Below are 24,192 nucleotides of genomic sequence, written 5' to 3'. Positions count from 1 at the left end.
TTGACAGAAGTACACGACACGAAAACCGAATCACAGCAAGGCGCCGACCGCGCGGACCCGCAGTGCCGACGAGTCAATCGAGAGCGAGTCGCTGATGCCCAGAAACGTCTGGTGTTATTTGCACTGATGACGTGGGTTTGTACAGGTTTGATTTCCAGTCTTTATCCGCTGGATCGCCCTTTTGATGAATTGTCCGAACTGCCGTTTCTGTGGGCGCATGCTTGGGTGATTGCTCAAGCCTTTGCGCCGATCGCGGTGCTGTTGGTGCCACTGCTGGTCTGTTCTTATATTGCGCCGCGATGGGCATGGCGTCTCGGTGCATTGGCATTGGCATTGGTACCGATCGTGGTGTTGTTCGATTGCATCACGTTTCACTGGATCGGAGAACGTTTTTTGTCCAGCACCTTGCTGCATATCGTTCTGTCGTTGCTGCCGGGATTGATCCCGTTCTTGGGACCGACGACGATTCTGGCTGGTGTCGCGGTGGTGCTGGGCGTGATCGGATTGGCGTTTGTCGCGGCATTGCTGGCGACTCGATTTGCACGACGCTGGTCGGTGAATCGCAGCGGCGATGTTGCCCCCATCACGGTGGTTGGATTGATTGCGCTCAGCTGTGGTCTGATCGCGGTCCCGGCACTGTTGAATCTGGATCGCACGCTTGCCGAGATGCGTGACCATTCCATCCGGCATCCGCTGTGCTCACTCGGTGTGGTCCAACACCGCAGCGTCGGCCGCTCGGCTCCGGTCGGCGACGAAGCGGTGCAATCCAAGTTGCACGGTTTGGGGTTGGTAACGCCTGTCCAGCAGCGGATCACGATGTTCAAACAAGCCAGGGTTGCGGCGCAGAGCGACGAACAACTGCCGCCGAGGATTGATGGCGTGATCGTCATCATTGAATCGCTCCAGCACTCGTTGATGTCGCCCGACGTGATGCCCAACGTCCACCGGCTCGGTCGCGACGGCTACATGCTGCGCAACCATTTCTCGGGAGGGAACGCCAGCAACCTGGGCATTTTCAGTCTGTTAAACGGAACCGAAGCGAGTTATTTCCCGCTGTCGCACACGTTTCGACCGTTGATGAATCGATTGTTGCAGCAGGCCGGTTATGAATTGGGGTTCTATGGCGGTACGGATGATTGGGACAAATTTGGGATGAGTGGGTTTATTAAGCCCGACTACTACGATGATTTTCAAATTGAACCGGTGGACTGGATCGCGTCGGACCAACGATCGATCGATCGTGCGACGCAGTTTTTAGAACCCGGCAGCGATCCGACTCAACCGCGCCCGCCTCGAGTCGCAGTGGTCTATTTGTATTCCAGCCATCAACCGTTTGCCAGCCGTCCCGATCAGGAAGTGTTTCAACCGGCCGCCACACAAACGTTCATTGCACCCTACACGGGCAGCCAGCGAGAACTGGTTTGGAATCGCTATCGCAACAGTTTACGTTCGTTGGACTACATGATCGGCCCCTTGCTACAGCGAGATCGTTGGATTGTGATCGTGGGGGACCATGGGGAATCGTTCATGGATGACGGCACGATCGGACATGGGACACGATTGTCCAAAACGCAAAACACGACGTCCGCGATGCTGTATTTCCCGGAGCACGAGCCACGGGTGGTCGACGAACTGACGATGCACGCGGATGTGTTGCCGACAGTGCTATCGGCATTGGAATTCAACACGCAACCCGATGGCCTGTTCGAAGGAATTGATCTGGCAGAGTCATCCGACGCTGATTTGTCACAGCGTCTGTTCGCCACATTTCACTACATGTGGCCGGAGCTGTTATTGGTCGGGCCGTGGACGCGTTCGGAGGACCAACCGTTTGGCTATCGAGCTGCGTTCTCGACGCTCAAATGGCAGCTCGCTGCACTGAATCCTGTCGGCGAGAAAGGATTGGAATGGGACGCCACGGATGTCGAAACACAACCGTTGCAGGAGACGTTGGACCGGTGGTTGGTCCAGCGTTTCGGAGTCAATCCGACGCGTGAGCGGGCAACGCGGGACGAACTGTTTGCCCGTTATTTGAACAGCGAAGACGCATCGGTTCGATTGGATGCCGTCGAAATCGCCCGCTCAGTGGACGCACCCAGCGAGCGGTTGTTGCAATTGATCGGCGAACGTGTCGCCGATCCATCCAAACCCGTCCGTCAGGCGGCTGGTGAAGTCATCATTGCGTTGCAGAAACGATGGAATCAATCGCCGTCGAAATGACCGCCAAGCGGATCGTCGTCATTAGCAGCCGACTGGCCCACTGGGTGCAGCACTTCAGTCTCAGTCACGGCGTGGACCTGGTGACAGATGGCGAGTAGTTGTTCGGTCTCTCGCAACAAATCGAGCCAAGGGATTTCTAGTTCGGTGGCTTGGCCGCTGATACGATCCGCAGCCTCGGCAATCGTTTCGATTTGACAATGATGGGCATGGCGTCCCAATCGGGCAGCCAGATGACGCACGCCATCGATATCTTGTTCATTGATCGCATCGACCAATCGTTCGACTTGGAATTGGATTTGCAGGGTGGCTTCACTGAGTGGCTGGCTGATTTGGGGCTCCGGTTTGTGGGTGACAACGCTGGCAAAGTGTTCGACCAGTTCAGGGTCAAATTGCGTTCCGGCGAACCGACGTAGTTCGTCGACCGCCACATCGTGCGTGCACCCGGCGCGATAGACCTGGTCGGAAACCATGGAGTCGTAACTATCACAGATCGACAACAACCGGGCCCCGATCGGAATCTCTTGACCGCTGGGCAAATTGCGATCACGTCCGGACCCGTCAAAGAACGCGTGCCGTTGTTTGACAATCAGCGTCAGTTCCTGGCATTCGAACGCACTGTCCAAAACTTCGACACCGATTCGGTCGTGCAATTCCATTTGCTCTCGCTCGTCGGGGCTAAGCTTGCCACGTTTGAGCAGGATCTCGTCCGCCACGCCGACTTTTCCGATGTCGTGCAACAGTGCGGCATTTCTCAGAATGTACTGATCATTGGCGTCCATGTATTGTTTCGACACCCGAGCGCACAGATCCGCCACACGTCGACAATGTTCGGCGGTATTGGCATCGCGATAGGCCAGCGACGCTACCAGCGCCGTCACAGCTTGGCGAGGAATTTCAGGCAAACTGACGTCTTCAACGGCTGCGGCCTCGGCCTCCATTTGCGTGAAGTTCTCGCTGTAGGGAACAACACAATTGCGGCCGGTTCGCTTAGCCGCATACAGGCACAAGTCGGCTTGGTTGATCAATTCTTGGGGTTCGTTGGCATTGAACCGCGTTTCAGTCACACCCAGACTGGCGGTCAATTTCAACTCGGCTGGCTCGGCAAATCGGATCTGCTCGATACCGATTCGTGTTTGTTCCGCCATCTCCAACGCATCGGCAAAGTCCATGCCAGGCAACAAGACGCAGAATTCTTCACCGCCATAGCGGCAGACCAATCCATGACCGCTGAAGGTCTCACGCAGCAAACGTGAAACTTCGCGCAGCACGTCGTCGCCAACGCCGTGCCCGTAGGTGTCATTGACCGCTTTGAAGTGGTCGTTGTCGATCATGACACAGGACAGCGGTTTCTGAGTTTGTTGGGCCTGTTTCCAAAGCCGTCCGAACATTTCAAAGAAGGCGCGACGGTTCAAACAGCCGGTCAATGCATCTTGCGTGGCCAGGATTTCGAGTTTCTTGTTCTTCTGTTCGATCTCGTCTTGGCTGTCACGCAGCAGGGACAACATCGTTTCCAGCTCGGCGCGGTGCAGTTCGATATGGGTGACGTCACGAAAGGTCGCCAACGCGCCGCGGCGAGAACCGCCGCCGCCGCCGATAGGAGCTGCGTTGACGGAGAAGATTCGGCGTTGGCCGTCTGCCACACGCAGGTGCAACATCTGTTCGGTGACCGTGGCGGATTCGTCGATCGCTGTCATCCAGGGAAAGTATTCACAGGGCAAATCGTTTTCCTGGGTCCACGGCAGATCGTTCGCACCGGTTTCGACCAGCAGTTCTCGGGGGACATCGACCGTCTGCGCGAACGCTCGGTTGGCCAACACGATTTGCGCCTTTTCATCCAACACCAGCAGGCCTTCGGCAAGTGTGTCGAGCGCTTGGCGAACCCGGTCTGGAACGACTTGCGTGGTGCTGAAGACGCGCATCACCTTGCCGACGAACAGGGTGTAGGCGATGGTTCCGGCGATACAAAAGAAGGCCAACAGACGGACCAACGGGTGTTCGGCGATGGCCCCCATAAACGTCCGATCCGGGGCACGAAAACAGAATTCGACCTCGCCCCAATGTCGCCGGTTCAAAGTGATTGGCACACTGATCGCGTCGATACCGTTTGCATCGGTTGTTAGGCTTTGCCAAATCTCATCGTGATGCCCCGCGTCGACCTTCAGATCGCCGCGAATGCTGCGAACCCCCACTGAGAGCAAGTCGTTGTCGCGGTCGATCAGGGTTGCAATCGTGGCGCGCAAGTCGATCCATTGCTGTTTACGAACATGGGCCGCGGTGTTGATCGCCACCGCTTCGCTCAATCGGCGCCGCGATCCACTTTCGATCTTGGCCAGGTCCGGCATCAGCCCGAACCAGTGGCTAGCCAAAATCAAACTGGCGCCGATGCACACCAGAGCGATAGCCAGCCGAATCGATTGGAAGTAGACCCTACCCAAGGTGCAATCACAGTGATGTCAGAAGGTTGCGGACGATTGCATCAGGCCCGATTTCGCACCTGACGATCGCTGAAAGTTTGGCTTCCGACTGACAGATTTGCGGTTAGGAATTCTCTGCAATCCGAGCGGGGGGACAAAAGAAAATCTCGACGCGCCGTGACGGCCGGTCGCACCGATCATGACGGCGGCAAGTTCGACTTGGCAGAAGTCCGCCAACTGAAAATCCGGATCATGATCCCGGTCGGCTCTGTGATAGGGGGTTCCGAATCACTCCATCGGAACTGGTTCGACTTTGACGGCCCTAACGGTTATTCGGCAGCTGAGCACATTGGACTCTCCATTTCGGTGTACGCAGTGCGATCGATGCGACTGATACGTCCGATCCCAACTACAGCGCGCGTCCCTACCCATGTGACGGCGGCTGATGGCGGATGGTGTGCCGTTGAAACAGCGGAAATGGAGTAGACCCAATAGCAGATGTCGGGCAAGGCGAGTCGATCGAACTGGTGGCTGACGGTGACGGTGGCGTGTTACGTCATCGCCGGCCGCTGCGCGCTGGCTGATTCGCCGATCGGTGACCCTGATTCGCCACCGCGCGTCCTCTCCACAGACCCTGCTCCCGCCGGATACGCCCTGTTGCCGGGTCCGGCGATGAACAGCCAGGGCACTGCCACGGATTGGTGGGTGGGACCGGTTGCCGGGCCGGTGCTCGACCGCGACCGCTGGGTTCGTTTTGATTTGCAAACCGTATTGTTGGACACACTCGCCAACAGCCCACGCATTTTGGGGGTGGCGTTTCAAACCAGTGCTACCTACCAACGGATCGTGCAACAAGACGCCGCTTTTGATTCGACGATGTTGTTGGGCAGCCATCTGGGGGCAACCAATGACCCGGTCGGCAACACTCTGACCACCGGTGGTGCGGATCGCCTGCTGGAAGAATCCTTGAACTTCAATGCCGGTGTCCGCCGGAAAACCCGCCGCGGCACGGAGATCGAACTGCAACAACAATTTGGTTTGTTAGACAGCAACAGTTCGTTCTTTTTGCCTCGCAACCAGGGCAACGCCAGACTGAGTTTGAATTTGAACAAACCGTTGCTGTCCCGCGGTGGCAAATACTACAACGAGCGTCTTGTCACACAGGCCCAGATTGAAAGCCAAGTCGCGTGGCAGGAAATGCGAGGCGAGGTGGAACAGCGAATTGCGGATGTGATCGTCGCCTATTGGCAACTGTACCAATTGCGCGCCCAACTCACGCAGCAGCGCGCGCTTGTCGCACGCAGCGAACGAATCGAAGCCCTGCTCAGCGGTCGACAGGGATTTGATGCGACGCGGATCGAAATCGCCAAGGCTAGGCAACGGGTCGCCCGACGATCCGACCAGGTGATTGATTTAGACGCCGAGCTAATGAAACAGCAAACCCGACTGGCTGTCTTGGTCGGCAGCGACACACTGCTGGGTGCGGAACGCGATTTAGAATTGATTCCGGCAAATGCGCCGACGATCCCCGAGTCCCAATGGCAATTGCGCGATGCGGTCTCCCAGGCGCTGCAGAACCGACCCGAGGTTCGCGCGGCGACACATGCGATGGCGATTTCTGCGTTGGAGCTACAGGTCACTCGCGCCGAACTGGAACCGCAACTGAATTGGGTCTTTAACGGCTATTTGGCGCAATTAAATGGGGCCAGCCAAGTTGGTCGTTCGCTGGTGCAACAATTTGAACAAACCCCTGGTGTTTCAACGGGTCTGGAATTTGAACTGCCACGCGGCCGACGTGCGTTTCGCGCCCAGCACCAGGAGGCGCTGATGCGCTATCGCCAGCGCAGTGAACAGTTGCGAGAGGTCATCAAACAGACTCAGTTCGAAGTCGAAACGGCGTTGATCGACATCCGTCGCTACGGCCTGCAACAAGTTAGCAAACGAAAAGTACTATCAACGGCAATTGTCGAAGAAAACATCTTGACGGTTCAATGGGAAATCGCTGGTGGTGACGGGTCACGAGTCGGCATCAAGTTGGAAAACTTGTTGGACGCCCAGCGACGCCGCACCGATGCCGAGCAAGATATGGCCGCGGTGGAATCCGCCTACATGATCGCGTTGGTTGCGTTGCAGCGCGCGATGGGAACGTTGTTGATCAACGAAGGCGTCCAGCCGACTCAATCGAAGTGCAGTGGCGACGTTGATTTTTTACAAATGAGCCAAGTCGACCAGGAAATTGAGGCGGCCGAGCCAGCAAAATGATGACTCCAAACCAACTGACGATGATGCGGCGACGACCTGGGCTACTGCAATGGGCGATTTGCGTGCTGCTTTCCACTCCGACATTGCTGTCGGCCCAGGATCGCGCGCCCACGTCATCAACCTCGCGACTGCATCGAACCACCGTTTCAATGGACTTCGAAGGATTTACGACGCCAAAGTATGACGTCTTGGTCGCAGCGACAGAGATCGGGCGACTCGAGGAAGTCAATGTTTCGGTAGGCGACCGTGTGGCCAGTGGCGACGTGATCGCGAAATTGGAAGACGGCATGCAGATTGAAGCGGTCGCGACCGCCCAGTGGCGAGCGCAGATGCATGGTGAAATCGACGCCGCGCAAGCCGAAACCCGTTTGATGAAATTGCGATTGGACCAGTTGCAAACGCTTGCCGACCGACAGGTGGCTCGGCCGGACGAGCTCAAACGCGCGTTGGCCGATTGGGAAATTGCTATGGCACGCGAGTTGTCGGCCAAGGAACAAGACAAACTCCGCGGTCTGGAACTGTCTCGCTATCAATTGCAATTGCAGCGGCGCAAAATCCGAGCGCCCATGGAGGGGGTGGTCGCAGAAATTTTCCGAGCTCCCGGGGAATACATCACCCCGGCTGATCCGGCTGTGATTCGGCTGGTCGTGCTCGATCAGTTGTATGGCGTGTTCAATGTTCCCGTCGAAGACATCGCGGTGTTTCAAGTCGGCGGCAAGGTATCCGTTTTTCTGATGAGCGCCTCGAAAAGTGTCTCCGCGACGGTCGACTCGATCGCACCGGACATCGATGGGGAAAGCGGTACGATCAAAGTGAAAGTGTTGATTGAAAATCCCAACGGGCAATTGCGTGCTGGCGACCGTTGCCAAATGAAACCCGATCAAACACAGGCTGCCGCCAAGCGAATGCCTCGTCGCATGCCTTCGCCGTCGATGGTCAAACGGACTGTCCCGATAAAATCTCCATGGGAAACGGCGGTCCAATGAGCCAGAGAAATCTGCCTGAATCGAATTCTGCCCGACCCATTGGGGCAACCGCCGATGCAAGCACTCCGGTGAAGGCCGTTTCGCGCGCGCCACGCGGCACTGCGAAAGCGCGGCGAGATCCTCAGCAACGGCCTCAGGGAATTGCCCAGACGGACTGGGCCAAGGCGTTGACATTGGTGGAATCCGTCGCGCGGTCCGGCAATCGCCAGGATGCGGTGGTCGCATTGGTCAAACAGCTGACCGTTGAGTTCCCCGCCAGCAAGGTGCGGTGTGGATTAGGCACGACGCGTCTAAGACGTTTCTTTGATAGTCAATTGGGATGGCTGGGACCGGCCAGTGATCTGTTCCGCAGCGCTGCGGCGGGTTGGGACGAAGACGCTGCGCCGCTACCGACTCGGCCTGCTTTACCGGGTGATCCGGCGCCACAGTCGTTGGATGGTCAAATCGGACCGCTCCGGTTGAACATCGATGACGAACACGGACTGGGCCGCTGTGTGTTGTGGATTGATGGCGTTGATCTGACGCATAGCGATCGCATTTGGCTGCGTCGCGGGCTGCCGGCATTGCGCGCGGTTCTGTGGCAGCGCAGTGGTGGTCTGTTCTTTCAACTGTCGCGTTGGATTTCCAATTATGGCGCCAGCACGCGTGTCTATGCGACGTTGGCAAGTTTGTTTCTGGTCCTGGTTGTCATTTGGCCCGTGTCCTATCGCGTCCGCTGCACCTCTGTGGTTCGCCCCAGTCAATCGCGGGTCGTCGCGGTGCCGTTCGCAGCCACCTTGGAATCGGCCCATGTCCATCCCGGCGATTCCGTTGAATCCGGTGACGCACTGATCGAATTGGATGGCCGCCCGTTGCGATTGGAACGGGAGTCGATCGATGCACAGATCGCCCAAGTCCAAAAAGAACGCGACATTGCGATGGTCGCCGGACGCGTCGCAGAAGCCCAGCAGGCGCAACTGCGAACGCGTGAACTGAGCCGCCAACGTGATCTACTGACCGATCGGCTGGAACGGCTGACGGTCACCAGCCCGATCGACGGGGTCGTTGTTTCCGGCGATCTCAATCGCTCGATCGGCGCGCCGTTGGAAATGGGGCAATCGATTGTGGAGGTCGCGCCGCTGGATCAGATGGTGATCGAACTGGAAATCCCCGAATACGAAATCGGCTATGTCGATAAAGGTACGCTGGCGCGCGTGCGGTTGGCCGCCGGTGACGGCGAAGTGATCGAGTTACCGATCAACGGCATCTATCCGGCGGCTGAATTGCGGGACGACCAGAATGTGTTTGTCGCCCAGATCAATGTTAACAATCCCGCTGGTTCTCTGCGGCCCGGAATGCGTGGCGATGCGATCGCCTATGGTCCACTGCGTCCGTGGGTTTGGTCGATATTGCGCAGCGGATGGGAAAAAACTCTGTGGTGGGTTGGGTACTAGTGGCGCAACATGATCGATCCTAGTCATCTCGAATCGCAACCGACCGGCACAGATCCGATGGCGACCATCGTCGTCGGCGAAGCAACGCTGGAATTCACCGCCAGTGGTAGCGGCGCCACGGTCGGGTACGTCGCCAAGGATCCGCGAACCGGTCGGTTTTACCGATTCGGACCCCAGGAATTTCATTGCATCCAATGGATGGATGGCCACCGCAGTTTGGCTGAAATCCATCGACAGCTTGAACGTGATGGCGGCCACTGGACGGCGACCGATGTGCTGGCATTTGCCCAAGAATTGACCAAACACCATCTGGCGGCGGTCTTGGTGGCTGATGATGCGCCAACCGACGACGACGCTACGAATGCTGTGGTGGAGCAAGCGGACTGTTTACCCGCCGAGCCGCAGCAGCGGGTAACTGGCACCGGTCAACCGTCGTTGATTAGTCGATGGATCCGCTTCGGCAGTGGTCTGCTGTCACAGCGACTGCCTTTGGTCGATGGCGATCGAGTGGCAACACGACTGTTGCCTAGTTGCAGCGTTTTATTCTCACGGTTGGCGATGTTGGTTTGGACCGTGCTGGTTGCCAGCGGCATCGCAATCGTTTGGGACCATGCGGATTTATTTTCCAGTGAGATCCGTCGGGTTTTTGACCAGCAAATGTGGATCGTGCTGGCGGTGATCTGGTGCCTGTTGAAAGTCGTGCACGAATGTGGGCACGCGATTTGCGCAAAGCGGCATGGTGTGCGTGTCGGCCCGATGGGAATCATGTTCTTTCTATTTGCGCCCCTGGCCTACGTTGACGTTACCGATGCTTGGAAATTGATTCGCCGCCGCGATCGGATTCAAATCGCGTTGGCCGGTGTTTATCTGGAATTGGGAATCGGCGCGATCGCGGCTTGGGTCTGGTGGCTCAGCCCGATCGGCATGACCAAACATTTAGCGGCACAGATTTTTTTGGTCGCCGGGCCCGCAACATTGTTGGTCAACGCCAACCCGTTGTTGCGTTTGGACGGCTACTACGTGCTAAGCGATCTGTTGGAGATCCCGAACCTGCGTGCCCAGGGACGCCGTCGACTGATCGCTGTGATCGAACGGGTGTTGTTCGGGCTGCCGATCCCAGCCAGTGCATTGGCCGGCTGGCGACGTGATGCAGCCCTGTTGCATGCGTTTTGCTCGGTGATTTTTCAGATCGTTTGGATGACCGGATTGGTGATTGCGATTACCAGCTGGGCCAAAGGTTTGGGGATCGTCATCGCTGTGGTCGCCGCGTTGCTGTGGGGGCTGCTGCCGCTGGTGCGCTGGGCACACAAGATTTGGACCATTCAGCCGCCCGAAGGCTGGATTCTGAACGTCTATCAACGTCGATTGATCGCCTATAGCAGCCTAATCTGCATGGCGGTCCAGTTTGCCTGTTTGCACACGTCACCCTTTTCCAGGCGTGTGCCTGTCGTGGTTCGTTACCAAGACGAACAAATCGCCCGCGCTCCCGTTGCCGCCTTTGTCAGCGGCGTGTTTGTCCGTTGTGGCGACCGAGTCAGACGTGGAACACTATTGATGGAACTGGATCAACCAGAATTGATCATCACCCGCGAACAGTGGTTGGACCAGCGCGAGGTGGCATTGGCCAAAGCCATCCAGCATCGTCGGCGTGGCGAGATTGCGGTGTCGCGGATCGCACAAGATCAGGCCGATAGTCTTGATCGCAAATTAGCCGAGCTAGAACAGCAGATCGAAAGTCTACGAATCATTGCCCAACGTGACGGGCGGATCACCAGTCCCGCGACCGATCGACTGTTGGGCAGCTACGTCGCGGGCGGTCAAGAACTATTGCGAGTGTCGGATCCGCAGGAAAAAGAGTTGTTGGCGTTGGTGGCCGAAGACAATCTGTTGGCCTACCAAACGGCAGCGTTGGGTGGGCACACAGCCAATATCCGGCTGCGTGGCGGTGTGGCAATTGAAACCCCGCTGGTCGATGTCCAGCCGTCGGCGAGTCGCCAGATTCCTCACCCCGCCCTGGCCGCGACCGTGGGAGGACCGTTAGCCGTTCAGTCGATTGGAGCCGCTCACACACAAACATTAGTGCATCCGCAGTTGCAGTCAGTGTTACCATTGGACGTCTTGACCAGTTTGAAAGTCCAGTCGGGTCAAATCGGACGGCTCACCATCCCAGACGACCGCACGTTGATCTCGCGCATCTGGGACCATGTTCGCGAAAACAACTAAGTGATCACCGGGGGTGTCTTCGTTACAGCGTCTAACAGGGAAAACGGCTCATGCAGACTCGTGACGACAATTCCGATTTGCCGGCACCGGTCGCCGAGCCACGTGGTCCAGTGCGATGGGCGTTCACCACGCTGGCTCGGTTGGGCAGTCTGGGCGCAATTCTGTTGACCGCATCTTGTTTTCTGGCTCGCTACCACTGGGCCGCCGACTTGGTTGCCAATCTTCGCATCCAAGTGATGATTGGGATCTCCGGCACCCTGTTGGCCTGTTTGATCGCCCAACAATTTCGCTTGGCCGCACTCACCGCAGGGCTTGCACTGATCCATTTGCTGATCATGGCGCCGCAATTGTCACCGCCGTCGTCACCCGGCGAAGCGACCGAGGCGTCACCTCTGCGTTTGATGACCATCAATGTGTTGACATCAAACTCCGATCACGATCGGATCGCAGCGCACATCGTCGAATTGGATGCCGACGTGGTCGCGGTGATCGAGTTGAGTTCGTCGCTGCAGATAGCGTTGGAGCAGCGGATCGGCGACCGCTATCCGTATTCCCTTTTGCGTCCACAAGACTTGGGCAATTTTGGAATGGGGCTGTATAGTAAATCGCCGCTCGCATCGGCGCGTGTGTTTCAACTGAACGAATCCATTGATTCAATCGAAGCGACTTGCCAAGGCGTTCGTGTCATCGCCACTCACCCGCTGCCACCGATGGGTTCGCGGCAGTTTCTCTCTCGCAATGAGCATCTGAGGCAATTGGCCCAGCGTGTGGCCGATTATCAAACGGACCAACGGAAGATTCCGACAGTCGTGATGGGCGATTTGAACCTGACCCCCTGGTCACCGATCTTTGCTGAGTTCGAACGCCGATCCGGGTTGATTCGCGCCAGGCGTGGACTGGGGATCCAGCCGACGTGGTATGCCCGCGGCGGGGCATTCCCATTCGGGTTGGCACTGGACCATGTGTTGATTGATCCATCGATGCATTGTCGGTGGTATCAGGTCGGATCGGATGTCGGATCAGACCATCGCAGTGTGACGGTGGATTTGAGTCTGTCAGCGGCGCAATTCAGGAGCGACTCTCGCGGCAGTCTCCGCTGATCGGATCACTCGTCGACACGGATTTCAATTCGGTCGCCGCTGCGGCGCACGGGAAAGACACGTTGCAGGGGTTGATGATTCACCGTTTGAATGCCCGTGGCCAGTTCATATTGCCAGCCGTGCCAAGGACAGGTCACGCAGGTCAGACCGCGATCGGTTTTCGACAATTGGCCTTTTGCAATCGGTCCGCCTTGATGGGCGCACATTCCGTCGATCGCATAATAATCGTCTCCGTCGCAAAAAACCGCGATCACCCATTGGCCGACGACGACTTCCTTGGCACAGCCGTCCGGAATTTCCGCGGCATCAGCAACGTCGATCCAGGTTGTGTGCGATTGAGAATCCATGGCTTTGCCCCAGCTATGTCGTAGCAGTCAGTGCGATACAATGCGTTAAACGTGGATTGGTTTCCGCAAATGCCTAGCGACCAGAATATCAAAAAACTGGAAAAGACGGAGTTTGAAAGTGAAGCGAACTTGTTACGCGGTCGTGGCGCTTTTGGCGTCACTGATGATCGCCACGCCCCCCTTTGCAGTCGCTCAAGAAACGACGGATGCAAAGCCCGAAAACACAACCGATGTCGAAGCGGGTGACAACTCACCTAGCAAGCTGATGAAAGTCAATGAAATTGAAGGGATCTCGGAATACAAACTCGACAACGGTGTTCGGGTTTTGCTGTTCCCAGACGAAAGCAAGGAAGTGGTGACGGTCAACATGACCGTCTTCGTCGGCTCGCGGCATGAGGGCTACGGCGAAGCCGGGATGGCTCACCTGTTGGAACACATGTTGTTTAAAGGCACGCCCGCACACCCGGCGATTCCGAAAGACCTGCAAGACCGCGGTGCCCGGTTTAACGGCACGACGTGGGTCGATCGAACGAATTACTACGAAACCCTGCCTGCGAGTGACGACAATCTTCGATTTGCGCTGGAACTGGAATCCGATCGCTTGCTCAATAGCTTTATCAAAGGGGAAGACCTGGAAAGCGAAATGACGGTGGTTCGCAACGAATTCGAACGCGGCGAGAATTCTCCGTTTCGCGTGATGATGCAGCGGATGCAATCAGCGGCCTATGAATGGCACAACTACGGTCATTCGACGATCGGCAACCGCAGTGACATTGAACGTGTGCCAGTGGTTAGTCTGCGGCGTTTTTATCGCAAGTATTATCGACCCGATAACATCCTATTGATCGTTGCTGGCAAGTTTGACCAGCAGAGCGCGATGGAGATGATCGGCGAAACCTTTGGCGGACTGCAATCGCCGGATACCCCGATCGACCCCACGTACACGGTCGAACCACCCCAGGACGGCGAGCGAACCGTCGTGCTACGTCGCGTCGGCGATGTCCAATTGGTCGGCGCTGCGTACCACGTCCCATCGGGCAGCCACCCTGAATTCGCTGCGGTGAAAGCACTGTCGATCGTGTTGGGTGATGAACCGAGTGGGCGGCTGTATCAAGAAATGGTCGAAACCAAAATAGCCAGCAATGTTTACGCACTCGCGTTTGCATTTGCCGAACCGGGATTGTTGATGTCGATCGCCGAGGTCCCCGAAGACCACTCGATCGAAGAAGCGCGTGCGAAATTGGTCGAGATCCTGGAGGATTCGTTCAAAACGAAACCGATCACGGAACAGGAGGTGGAGCGGGCCAAGCAACAAATTCTGAAACAGCGAGAACTGGAAGCATCCAATACCGATCAGTTGGCCGTGTCGCTTAGCGAATGGGCCGCCCAAGGCGACTGGCGTCTGTATTTCCTATTCCGTGACATTGTCGAAGAATTGAACGCCGAAAAAGTTCAAGCAGTCGCCGACAAGTACTTGGTTCAAAACAACCGAACGGTTGGGCTGTTTATCCCCAGCGAATCAGCCGAGCGAGTTTCGATTCCCGAATCGCCCGATTTGATTGCGAAACTGGACGGATACAAAGGCCGTGAAGTCATCCAGGCCGGGGAACAATTCGATCCAGATCCGATCAAAATCGAGCAGCGCACCGAGCGAGGGGAACTGACCGATGGCGTGCAGTACGCTGTGTTGCCAAAACAGACTCGCGGCGGTTCGGTCTCACTGGTGTTGACGCTGCGTTTCGGCACGGCAGAAACGATGATTCAGCGACTGGGTGCGGTCGAACTACTGGGCGCCTTAATGGTGCGCGGTACTGAAACACTGGACTATCAAGCGTTGCAGGATGAATTGACGCGACTGCGGGCTGAAATGCAAATCAATAGCACGCCAGGATTGATGCAGATCGAAGTCAAAACAAAACGCGAGTTTCTGGCGCAAGTCATTCAGTTGATCGGCGATGTGCTGCGGCATCCGCGGCTGAGTGCCGACGAACTGGATGTCATCAAACGCCAGGTCATCACCAGTTTGCAGCAGAATGCCAACGAACCGACGTCACGAGCCGTTCGAGCGGTACGTCGGGGCATTTCGCCGTATGGCAAAGACGACATTCGTTATGTCATGACGCTTGACGAAGAGATTCAGATGTATGAAGCGGTCACCGCAGACCAAATTAAATCACTGTACAACGACCTCCTGTCAGCGGATTTAGGTGAACTGGCGATCGTTGGCGATTTTGATATCGACGAAGTCAAGTCAGAGGTGCAACAGATCCTGGCTGATTGGACAACGGACGTGGCCTATGTTCGTATCGACCGTCCAGCCAACACAGCGGCGGCCGGCGGCCTGTCAACGATCGAAACCCCTGATAAGGCCAACGCGTTCTTCTATTCGTCGGCACAGATGGATCTGGCGGATACCGATCCCGAATACGCATCGTTGGTCCTCGGCAATTTCATTTTAGGTGGCGGTGCGCTCAGCAGCCGCTTGGGTGATCGAGTGCGTCAACAGGAAGGGCTGTCGTACACCGTCCGTAGCAGTTTGAGCGCACGTGCGAAAGACGATCGCGTTGATTTGTCGATCTATGCGATCACCAATCCGGAAAACAAAGATCGTTTGATCGAAGTGATCCGCGAAGAAGTCGAAAGACTTTGCAGCGACGGTGTGACCGCCGAGGAACTTGAAAAGGCAAAGCAGTCCTATCTGCAAGCCGAACGTGTGCGTCGCTCCAGTGATTCGTCGTTGGCAAGTGAATTGTTGCAGACAATGTTCCTGGATCGCACCATGGAGTATGCTCAGCAGCACGCTGAACAGATCGAATCCGCAACGGTCGAAAGCGTCAATGCGGCGATCGCCAAATACATTGACTGGGACAAACTGGTGATGTCGATTGCTGGAGATTTCGCAGCGACATCCGATGCGCAGCCTGAAGCCAAGGGTGATGCCGGCGATCAGTAGGACGGTTTGCCGCCAGCCGTCTCGCAGCTGCGGGGCGGCTGTTTAGGAATGCATTTTGCCAAGCGTGATTGAAGTTGCGCTTTGATGATGGTAACCCGAGCGTCAGCGAGGGATTAGGGTGTTAACGGGATCCCTCGCTGACGATTCGGGTTACCAAAAACCTTTGCCCCACGCGAAAACGCTGGCTTCAAAGCTTGCTCGTCGGGCCGCTGCTGGGGTGACTCGCAATCGGTGCTGGAGTGCCCATCACATTATGAAGAATCAACGTTGGCCTGCTAAAACGGCTTGCCTTAGTGCAATGCGAGTCTAAACTCGGCGATTGGTTGCGTGTTCCTTTGCGTTCGAAACGCAACGTTGTGTAATTCAGCAGCAACATCTTTCATGTCTCTTAGCAACGGTGCTCGCAGCTTCGCCATGGAAATCTAGTTGACGTTCGGTCATGTGCTGATTGGCCAACAACACTTTAGTGTGCCAATGAGCCGATCTCGTAAATGGGGCAGATGTGATAACCCCGCTGAACCCGTTTCGCAGGTTGCCTGCCAATCCATCCAGTCCAGATTAAAGGAAGTTTGGAAGCACGCACCGATGGCGGCGGGCAACCATCCGGGAGTGAGAGATGTCCACCAGTTGCGGGTCAGCGTGCGACGGGCCGAAGCGGCGTTAAAACTGTATGCAGACCTGTTGCCGACCAAGCGAACGCGATTGATTCGAAAACAGTTGCGGACGCTGCGCCGAGCGGCGGGGCAAGCCAGAGATTTAGATGTCGTGTCGCTGCAATTGGCAGAACTCGACAGCGAGCAGCCTAGAAAAGCCCTAGCAAAACTTCGAAAACAGGTCGCTGCCAAACGAATCAAAGCGCAGCGACCGCTGAAACGCAGTTATCTCGACGCCAAAAAAGATGGGTTTGTCAAACGTAGTGCGCAATTAATCAAACGCATTCGCTGGCGTGGCACTGGCGACGAGCCTTCGTTTCAGGATTTTGCCCACCGTTCCTTGGATTCAGTTGTCAATCGGTTTTTTGCCGCCGGACAAGCTGATTTGGCAGAGATCGATGCGCTGCATGAGATGCGAATCCAGGGCAAAGGTGTCCGATATGGGATGGAGTTACTGGCACCAGCATTTGCAAAACGATTTCGCAAAGAGCTCTATCCGGTTTTCGCCAAGGCCCAAGAGCGACTCGGCAAGGTCAATGACCACGCATCAGCTATCGAGTTCTACCGCAGCCAGTTTGCTGACGATGACAACCGTAACGTCGGAAAATTGATTCAGGAACTGTTGCAAAAAGAGCATGCGGAGTTGGAAGCCAAGCATCGCGCTGTTTTGGATTGGTGGACGCCGGAACGCGCTGACGAACTGCGTGCCCAATTCACTACTGTGTTGACAGTGTCGGTAGCTGAGTCGGATGTTGTGAATGAATCGCTCGCAACGGACTCAGACGAGATTTCAACTCCGCTTCTTTAGAGATCGATGTCAGCCGCACATGCAATCGGATCGGTTGGAATGCTGCTGCAATCATGTTGGTTCTGTTAACGATCAATGGTGACGTCGATTGAATTGCTCTTTCCATAAACGCTGCAACACATTCTGATTGACGTTTCCAAGGATACGCCTGCTTTCTTTTGATTTGTTTGACTGACACGATGCGTTTACCACAACCGATTCGCGACAACCTTCGGTTTCTGTTGGCCGAGACGAGTACTCAGCTGAACAATTTGGTCGCATTACTGACGGCTCCTTCGTCCGAATTGACTCAGCGGATCGTCGACCGACGTGGTTACTCGTACAACCTCAAGATGCGAATCCATGACGGTTGTGCGCAAGCGATTCGTGCGACTCCACCGCCGCGTGCGTTGGAACTGTATTCGTTGCGTGCTGCCGAAGCGATTTCGACAAAATTGGATCGATTGACCGAATTGGTTTACGACTGCGTCCGCCAGCTGGACGGCCAGAAACGCCGCGGCATTTTGAAAACGCTTTCATCGTCCGGTTTGCTGGAGGACGTCCAGAAAGGGATCGATCTGATTCGTTCGGGAATTGACGAAGAAGGCACCAAGACAGCGATCAAGGTCAGTGAACTGGCCGATTCGATGTCGCAAAAAGGCGACTCGTTCTTCGAAGAGCAATCGCGTGATCTGCAGAGTATCGAGCACCCGGATCGCGTGGTTTGCGCGCTGTTTGTTGCGACTCAATTGAACGAGATGGGCAATGTGCTGCGGGAGGTCAGCGAGTCGTTGGTCGGCGCTCGAGTCGGCAGACCGCTGCCGATGGACCGCTACCGTTTGCTAGAAAACGCGTTTGAAGATCTGGGGATTGATCAAGCCGAAGTCGCCAAGGCAGCCGAGACTAATTCGGGGACCAATATTTCTCGGATCGCCGGGCGAGCGGGGACGGATTTTGTTGCGATCGTCAAAGACGGTGAAAAGCGAAAGCTGAAAGAAGAGCGTAAGAGCGTTGAAAGCTGGCACGAAATCTTTCCCGGGCTGGCACCCCAAATCCTGTCGTTTCGCCAACGCGGCGACAATGCGTCGCTGATGATCGAACATCTGCCGGGGTTCACGTTTGACCGTGTCCTGCTGTCCGGCAGTGATGAACAGTTGCAAACGACGCTGGATCATTTGTCGAAAACTCTGAACGCAGTCTGGCGGGAAACCAAATCGGAACAACAGACGTCGTCCCGCCACATGTCACAGTTGCGGAAACGTTTGGACAGCGTATTGGAAATTCACCCTTCGTTCGGACGTGGGAAAGGCCGTGTCTGCCAAGCCAGTACCCAATCACTGTGGGACCTGATCGATATCGCCGAACAGCGCGAATCAGCAATCGAGCCGCCGTTTAGCGTTTATATTCATGGTGATTTCAATCTGGACAATATCATTTTTGATCCCAACGACAAACGGATCTATTTCATCGACCTGCATCGATCCAAGTATTCCGACTACACTCAAGACGTCTCGGTGTTCATGGTTTCAAACTACCGCCTGCAGGCACTCGAGAAACAGGTGCGTTGCCGCATCACCAAGGTTGCGGTCGATTTCTATTCAGCGGCCAGGAAATTCGCCCGCCGACAGGATGATGAAACCTTTGAATTGCGATTGGCCTTTGGACTGGCGCGATCCTTTATCACGTCGACGCGCTTTATTCTGGACAAATCGCTTGCTAAAGCGATGTACTTGCGTGGGATCTATATTTTGGAACGTGCGATCGACCATCCCACCAAACGGGCGGCTGATTTTCGGCTGCCGATCAAGGATCTGTTTTCGTGAACCATTTGAAAATTGGTGTGATCGGTATTCCCGGGAAGTGGTCCACCGAAGTGTTGGCTGACGCCTTGGAAGCGGCGACCGGATTCCGTTTGGTCGTGGACATGGCCGATGTCTGTGCGGATCTGGGGAATGGACGATTGCATGCTGGTGCACACGACCTGTGTCAGTTGGATGGATTGATCGTCAAGAAGATCAGTCAAACCTATTCGCCTGCAACATTGGATCGAATCGAATTGTTGCGGTTGGCCGAAAATGCCGGCGTGCGCGTGTTCTCACGGGCCGAGGTCATCATCCGCATGATTGATCGCCTCGCATGCACGATGACATTGCGTGGCGGCGGCGTGCCGATGCCGGAAACCACCGTCACCGAAAATCCAGCCGCCGCGATGGATGCCATCCGTGGCTATGGAACCGCCGTTCTCAAACCGATGTATTCGACCAAGGCGCGAGGCATGGAAGTGGTCGATGCCCAGTGGGACGACAGCAAGTTGTTGGCTGCCATCGAACGTTTTCGCGGCGAAAACCCGATGATGTACATCCAGCAAAAAATCGACCTGCCCGGACGCGATTTGGGCATGGTGTTCCTAGGGGGGGAATATTTGGGCAGCTACGCACGCGTCAGTCAATCCGACGCATGGAACACGACGATTCATAGCGGCGGTCGCTACGAAGCCCACCAGCCGCCGCAAAGCACGGTCGAGCTGGCCCGCAGAGCACAGGCTCTGTTCGACATGGATTTCACCACCGTCGACGTCGCCGAAACGGCGCACGGTCCGGTGGTGTTTGAAGTATCCGCGTTTGGCGGATTCCGAGGTGCTCAGGACGGGATCGGTATCGATGCCGCACAGTTGTACGCCGACTACGCGATAGGAGAATTGAACGCATGCGCGACGCGTTAGCCGCCGCCGATCGATTGACAGCGGATTTTGAGATGTCACCGGAATCGGTGTTGTTGGACTTGGATGGTTTTCACATTGAAATACGGTCCAATTGCACCCCATTGCTAGACCGCCTGCGTGGCTACTTTTCGCACGCGCTGGGCAGTGGACCGGCAACGGTGACCGTGTCGGCGATCGAAACGTCGCCGATCGATTTGCAAGTTGAATTCAGTGATTGGTACCGCGAGCCTGGAAAGACCGGTCGCAAAGACAGCTACCATGACCTGATCGATGGACGATTGGTCCGCAAAGTTCGTACGGGGATGTTGTTTCTGCAATCGAATCAGCATCGGATCGCGGCGGGGCCGTGTTTCATCAACGACAATCAAGTCATCAATTTCATCAACAGCCAATACATGAATTGGCTGCAACAGCATGACGCGGTCATCTGTCACGCTGCGGGAGTGGTTCTGGGGGATACGGCGATGGCGATTGCCGGATTTTCCGGCGGCGGAAAGTCGTCGTTGATGCTGCGGATCATGGAGCAGCACCAAGGACAGTTTCTAAGCAATGATCGATTGTTCGTGCAGGCCGATGGGGAGCGACGGCAGATTGCGATCGGCATTCCCAAAATGCCGCGAATCAATCCTGGCACCATTCTGAGTCTGCCAAGTTTGGAATCGATGCTGGATCCTGGCCAACGAAAATCCCTGAAAAAACTTGACCCCAACGACTTGTGGGAATTGGAGCAGAAATATGACGTTCCGATTGAAAGTCTGTACGGCAGCGGACGCATCCGCGGACGTGCGCCGCTGACCGATTTGATGGTCTTGAATTGGGATCGCCGATCAAATGACGCCTGCACGATCTCCGCAGTGGATCTGACGCAACGATTGGATTTACTGCCAGCGATCACCAAATCAGCTGGCCCGTTCTACTGCAACGAACAGGGCGAATTTCGCGCCGATGCCACCGCGATCGATCCGCAACCGTATCTGGATCGTTTTCGTCATGTGAATGTATGGGAAGCATCAGGGACGGTCGATTTTGATTTTGCATCGCAACAATGTCGCGAAATTATGGAAAGCGAACCATGCGAAAAGACCTATTGATTTATTGTCATGCACCAGTCGAGGCGGCGGACCTAACCAAAGAAGGTAAGCGAGACGCACAACGGTTCGGGGTGTGGATGCGCTCTCAGCGATTGATTCCACAGCAAGCCATTGCTGCGTCCACCGTTGCTGCCAAGACGGCGGCTGAGAAAGCATGTAAATCGGCAGGGCAAAACCAAGCGATCGTACAATTCCGTCCGGAGCTCAATAAACAGGACTCGCAGGCTGGGCTCGATTGCATTCGGTCATTTCGCGATGATGTCAGCTGTGGACTGGTTTCGGTCAAGACGACGGTCGGTAGAGCGCTGTGCGGCCAGCTGTGCTGCGATGATTTGGATGCCACATTCAAGGCCGACATTTCACCGGGGGTGATGATCCACTTGCAACACGATGACCACTGGCGTGACGTCAAGAGTGGAACGATGCAAGCGATCCGAACGATCGCACCAGCGACTTTGCCGCGTCTGTTTCCCTATCCCGATGTGGATGGCGATCAACGACGCCCGCGTCCGGCGTACTATTACCGTCAATCCGGCGTGATCCCTTATCGCTATCATCAGGGAAAACTTGAGGTATTGGTGATTTCGACCAGTAAGCAAAAACGCTGGGGCGTGCCCAAGGGGATCCACGATCCCGGCAAAACCGCTCAGGCATCAGCCGCCAATGAAGCGTTGGAAGAAGCCGGCGTGCTGGGTGACGTGATTGATCAGGAACTGGGACGCTACCAACACCAAAAATGGGACGCCGAATGCACCGTGACGATTTATCCGATGCATGTCACCGAGCAACTGGACGAATCGCAGTGGCAAGAAAGTCATCGAAAACGCCAATGGCTTTCGCCGCAGGCCGCCTCCGATCGCGTTCATCATCCGGATTTAAAGCAAATGATCCAGTTGCTGCCCACGCAAGTTTCAGAACGCATCAATTAATAGGAACCTGATGTCGGAACGAATTTGTATCTTGCTGCGGCACGGTGACTATCATCAATTGGCCCACACGCCCAGTGCGCACCAGCCGTTTCCGTTGAACGCGAACGGTCAGGCACAAGCCGAGGCGGGTGTCGAATCGGTGCGTCGACTCGTTCAACAACAAGGCTGGTCGATTCAACCGGAAGTGCACAGTTCGATTTTGTTGCGTGCCTGGCAAACCGCACGGATCATTGTCGATGGTTTGCCCGAATGTGAGCGGATCATCGAAACCGACCAATTGACAGAACGCTGCGTAGGAAGCGGCGCCAATTTAACCAAGCAACAAATCGAGAGAGTCATCGACCAAGATCCTCGTTACGCGTCCTTGCCCGCCAATTGGAAATCAGATAGCCAATTCCGACTGCCATTTGTCGGCGCTGAATCGTTGTTGGATGCCGGGCGACGGGTGGCAGACTACATCGAGCGAACCATGCAGAGGGTTTCTGGTGATGGGCAGGCGGTACTATTCATCGGCCACGGTGCGTCGTTTCGTCATGCAGCACATTGTCTGGGTGTGCTTTCGTTGGATCGGGTGTCGAGTTTGAGCATGTATCATGCCCGCCCGGTCGCTCTGGCACTGTCGGCTGACGGGCATTGGCATCATGCCGGCGGTGATTGGAAACCTCGTCACGCTGCGACTCAGTACACAGATTAGGGCAGCGCAATGGGTAACAAGAAAAAACGAGATCCCTACCAACCGGACTACCGTGGCAAACGGTGGATTGAAGTCGATTTGCCGACCCAATCCTGTGACTGGTCAACTGGTGGCGAGCAATCAATTGTCACCGACCGAGACAACGTTAACGACCTGGTCGAAGTCCTTGGCAATTTCCAGGCCGGAAAGAAGTGGCAATGGCCTAAACGACAGCTGTACTTCATCTCGGATCTACACGCTGATCCTGATGCTTTCAACGCGTCGCTGGTTGCATCGTCGGGTGTCAGCCAATTTGGTAGTGGGCATCGCGATTTCAAATTGACGTCGTCCGGCCGTAAGGCTCGGTTTGTGATCGGCGGAGATTGTTTTGACAAAGGCCCGGACAACCTGGGGTTGCTGCGCGCAGTGCGACACCTAAAAGATCAGGGAGCACGGCTAACCCTATTGGCAGGCAACCATGACATTCGACTGTTGTTCGGGATGCGTGTGGTGGGCGCTGAAAAAGAGGTTCGCAACGAGCATTTTTTTGTCCGATCAGGCCAGAAAATCATTCCCTTGCTGCGCGAGATTTGGGAGGTCTATTTGGCCGGGAAAACGAAGACGAAGGATTTGCCAAACGTTGCGACCTGTCGGCAACGACTGTATCCGCGGGCGTCTTGGTTCGATGAGTTCCCCAAGATCAAAGGCGGTGACATTTTGCCGTCGCAATTCGAGCGTGAATTGCAGCGAATCGCGAAAAAGATGGATCGTTTTGAGAGTTTGTGCGGTGACGCCGGGTTGGACCTGCGCCAGGTTTATGCCGCAACACAGCAATGGAAGGCGTTGTTTCTAAAGCGGCGCGGAGAATTTCGCTGGTTCTACAATGACATGCAATTGTGTTACCGATCCGGATCCTTTCTGTTTGTTCATGCGGGCGTCGATGACGAAGTGGCGAGCATCTTGGCCAGAGATGGCGTTGCCCAGTTGAACCGGGCGTTTCAGACCTCCGTTCGTCTAGCTCCGTTTGATTTCTATTACGGCGCGCTGTGCAACACGATTCGGACAAAGTATCGTGCCGTCGATCGACCGTTCACAGCCAAAGGCGCGAAACAGTTGCGCAAGGCCGGTATCACGGCGATCGTTCACGGGCATCGAAATCTGCATCACGGACAGCGTTTGTCGCTGCGTCAATCACAACTCAATTTCGAATGCGATACCAGTTTGGATCGCCATACACGCAAAGTTGAAAATGTCGTCGGCCGCGGTGCATCGGTCACCATCGTGCATCCAGACGGTTACCTGCTGGGTGTCAGTTCCGACTATCCCAAAATCAAAGTCTTTCATCCTCGGCAAACCTTGGATGAGTTGCGGACCAAGTCGAGTTCGGCCAGGAAATAAG

General features: G+C 55.8%; 16 protein-coding genes. 14 read left to right on the top strand and 2 right to left on the bottom strand.

Translation table 11 applies throughout. The annotated features are described in order from the left end of the window. Window positions 1–2,220, top strand: a complete 2,220-nt coding sequence (locus tag NHH03_RS10685) for a sulfatase-like hydrolase/transferase (RefSeq protein ID WP_253155948.1) — start codon at window positions 1–3, stop codon at window positions 2,218–2,220. Here the strand turns inward: NHH03_RS10685 and NHH03_RS10680 are convergent. Next, window positions 2,202–4,655: a diguanylate cyclase gene (locus tag NHH03_RS10680; RefSeq protein ID WP_253155947.1), complete on the bottom strand. Its 2,454-nt coding sequence runs from the start codon at window positions 4,653–4,655 to the stop codon at window positions 2,202–2,204. The genes NHH03_RS10685 and NHH03_RS10680 overlap by 19 nt on opposite strands. A 477-nt stretch (window positions 4,656–5,132) precedes the next feature. Here NHH03_RS10680 and NHH03_RS10675 point away from each other — a divergent pair, with 477 nt between their 5' ends. The 5 genes from NHH03_RS10675 to NHH03_RS10655 all read left to right on the top strand — a co-directional run bounded on the left by NHH03_RS10675 (window position 5,133) and on the right by NHH03_RS10655 (window position 12,638). Beyond that, window positions 5,133–6,896, top strand: a complete 1,764-nt coding sequence (locus tag NHH03_RS10675; protein ID WP_253155946.1) for a TolC family protein — start codon at window positions 5,133–5,135, stop codon at window positions 6,894–6,896. Then, entirely contained in the window at window positions 6,893–7,882 is a 990-nt protein-coding gene (locus tag NHH03_RS10670; protein WP_253155945.1) for an efflux RND transporter periplasmic adaptor subunit, read from the top strand. The genes NHH03_RS10675 and NHH03_RS10670 overlap by 4 nt, the downstream gene beginning before the upstream one ends. Window positions 7,883–7,950: 68 nt before the next feature. After that, a complete protein-coding gene (locus NHH03_RS10665) occupies window positions 7,951–9,315 on the top strand; it encodes an efflux RND transporter periplasmic adaptor subunit (protein ID WP_253155944.1) in 1,365 nt (454 codons plus the stop codon). A 9-nt stretch (window positions 9,316–9,324) separates the two neighbouring features. Next, entirely contained in the window at window positions 9,325–11,538 is a 2,214-nt protein-coding gene (locus NHH03_RS10660) for a site-2 protease family protein (RefSeq protein ID WP_253155943.1), read from the top strand. Between the two features lie 50 nt (window positions 11,539–11,588). Further along, entirely contained in the window at window positions 11,589–12,638 is a 1,050-nt protein-coding gene (locus NHH03_RS10655) for an endonuclease/exonuclease/phosphatase family protein (protein WP_253155942.1), read from the top strand. Between the two features lie 5 nt (window positions 12,639–12,643). Here NHH03_RS10655 and NHH03_RS10650 read toward each other — a convergent pair whose 3' ends face one another. Beyond that, window positions 12,644–12,985, bottom strand: a complete 342-nt coding sequence (locus NHH03_RS10650) for a Rieske (2Fe-2S) protein (RefSeq protein WP_253155941.1) — start codon at window positions 12,983–12,985, stop codon at window positions 12,644–12,646. A gap of 118 nt (window positions 12,986–13,103) precedes the next feature. On the opposite strand from NHH03_RS10650, the gene NHH03_RS10645 reads away from it, so the two are divergent. From NHH03_RS10645 to NHH03_RS10610, 8 genes are all read left to right on the top strand, one after another. After that, entirely contained in the window at window positions 13,104–15,938 is a 2,835-nt protein-coding gene (locus NHH03_RS10645; protein WP_253155940.1) for a M16 family metallopeptidase, read from the top strand. Between the two features lie 474 nt (window positions 15,939–16,412). Next, window positions 16,413–17,399 (top strand): CHAD domain-containing protein, encoded by a 987-nt coding sequence (locus tag NHH03_RS10640; RefSeq protein WP_261364201.1) that lies wholly within the window; start codon window positions 16,413–16,415, stop codon window positions 17,397–17,399. A 179-nt stretch (window positions 17,400–17,578) separates the two neighbouring features. Then, window positions 17,579–19,201, top strand: a complete 1,623-nt coding sequence (locus NHH03_RS10635) for an ecdysteroid 22-kinase family protein (protein ID WP_253155938.1) — start codon at window positions 17,579–17,581, stop codon at window positions 19,199–19,201. Next, on the top strand, window positions 19,198–20,100 hold the full coding sequence (locus NHH03_RS10630) for a GAK system ATP-grasp enzyme (protein ID WP_253155937.1): 903 nt from the start codon (window positions 19,198–19,200) through the stop codon (window positions 20,098–20,100). The genes NHH03_RS10635 and NHH03_RS10630 overlap by 4 nt, the downstream gene beginning before the upstream one ends. Next, window positions 20,085–21,191, top strand: a complete 1,107-nt coding sequence (locus NHH03_RS10625; RefSeq protein WP_253155936.1) for an HprK-related kinase B — start codon at window positions 20,085–20,087, stop codon at window positions 21,189–21,191. Before NHH03_RS10630 ends, NHH03_RS10625 begins: the two co-directional genes overlap by 16 nt. Next, window positions 21,173–22,120 (top strand): NUDIX hydrolase, encoded by a 948-nt coding sequence (locus NHH03_RS10620; RefSeq protein ID WP_253155935.1) that lies wholly within the window; start codon window positions 21,173–21,175, stop codon window positions 22,118–22,120. The genes NHH03_RS10625 and NHH03_RS10620 overlap by 19 nt, the downstream gene beginning before the upstream one ends. Window positions 22,121–22,130: 10 nt before the next feature. After that, on the top strand, window positions 22,131–22,814 hold the full coding sequence (locus tag NHH03_RS10615) for a histidine phosphatase family protein (RefSeq protein WP_253155934.1): 684 nt from the start codon (window positions 22,131–22,133) through the stop codon (window positions 22,812–22,814). Between the two features lie 9 nt (window positions 22,815–22,823). Further along, window positions 22,824–24,191 (top strand): metallophosphoesterase family protein, encoded by a 1,368-nt coding sequence (locus NHH03_RS10610; protein ID WP_253155933.1) that lies wholly within the window; start codon window positions 22,824–22,826, stop codon window positions 24,189–24,191. The last annotated feature ends 1 nt before the right edge of the window (window position 24,192 follow it).

The organism is Stieleria tagensis (assembly GCF_024129865.1).
In the GTDB taxonomy this organism is placed as follows: domain Bacteria; phylum Planctomycetota; class Planctomycetia; order Pirellulales; family Pirellulaceae; genus Stieleria; species Stieleria tagensis.
The sequence above is the reverse complement of the archived record's forward strand: the minus strand, read 5'-3'. Positions and strand labels throughout refer to the sequence as shown.

Excerpts from the sequence above, each read along its gene's own strand:
- NHH03_RS10675 (WP_253155946.1), top strand. The coding sequence starts at position 5,133 with ATGTCGGGCAAGGCGAGTCGATCGAACTGGTGGCTGACGGTGACGGTG.
- NHH03_RS10670 (WP_253155945.1), top strand. The coding sequence starts at position 6,893 with ATGATGACTCCAAACCAACTGACGATGATGCGGCGACGACCTGGGCTA.
- NHH03_RS10660 (WP_253155943.1), top strand. The coding sequence starts at position 9,325 with ATGATCGATCCTAGTCATCTCGAATCGCAACCGACCGGCACAGATCCG.
- NHH03_RS10655 (WP_253155942.1), top strand. The coding sequence starts at position 11,589 with ATGCAGACTCGTGACGACAATTCCGATTTGCCGGCACCGGTCGCCGAG.
- NHH03_RS10650 (WP_253155941.1), bottom strand. The coding sequence starts at position 12,985 with ATGGATTCTCAATCGCACACAACCTGGATCGACGTTGCTGATGCCGCG.
- NHH03_RS10640 (WP_261364201.1), top strand. The coding sequence starts at position 16,413 with ATGAGCCGATCTCGTAAATGGGGCAGATGTGATAACCCCGCTGAACCC.
- NHH03_RS10635 (WP_253155938.1), top strand. The coding sequence starts at position 17,579 with ATGCGTTTACCACAACCGATTCGCGACAACCTTCGGTTTCTGTTGGCC.
- NHH03_RS10625 (WP_253155936.1), top strand. The coding sequence starts at position 20,085 with ATGCGCGACGCGTTAGCCGCCGCCGATCGATTGACAGCGGATTTTGAG.
- NHH03_RS10620 (WP_253155935.1), top strand. The coding sequence starts at position 21,173 with ATGCGAAAAGACCTATTGATTTATTGTCATGCACCAGTCGAGGCGGCG.
- NHH03_RS10615 (WP_253155934.1), top strand. The coding sequence starts at position 22,131 with ATGTCGGAACGAATTTGTATCTTGCTGCGGCACGGTGACTATCATCAA.
- NHH03_RS10610 (WP_253155933.1), top strand. The coding sequence starts at position 22,824 with ATGGGTAACAAGAAAAAACGAGATCCCTACCAACCGGACTACCGTGGC.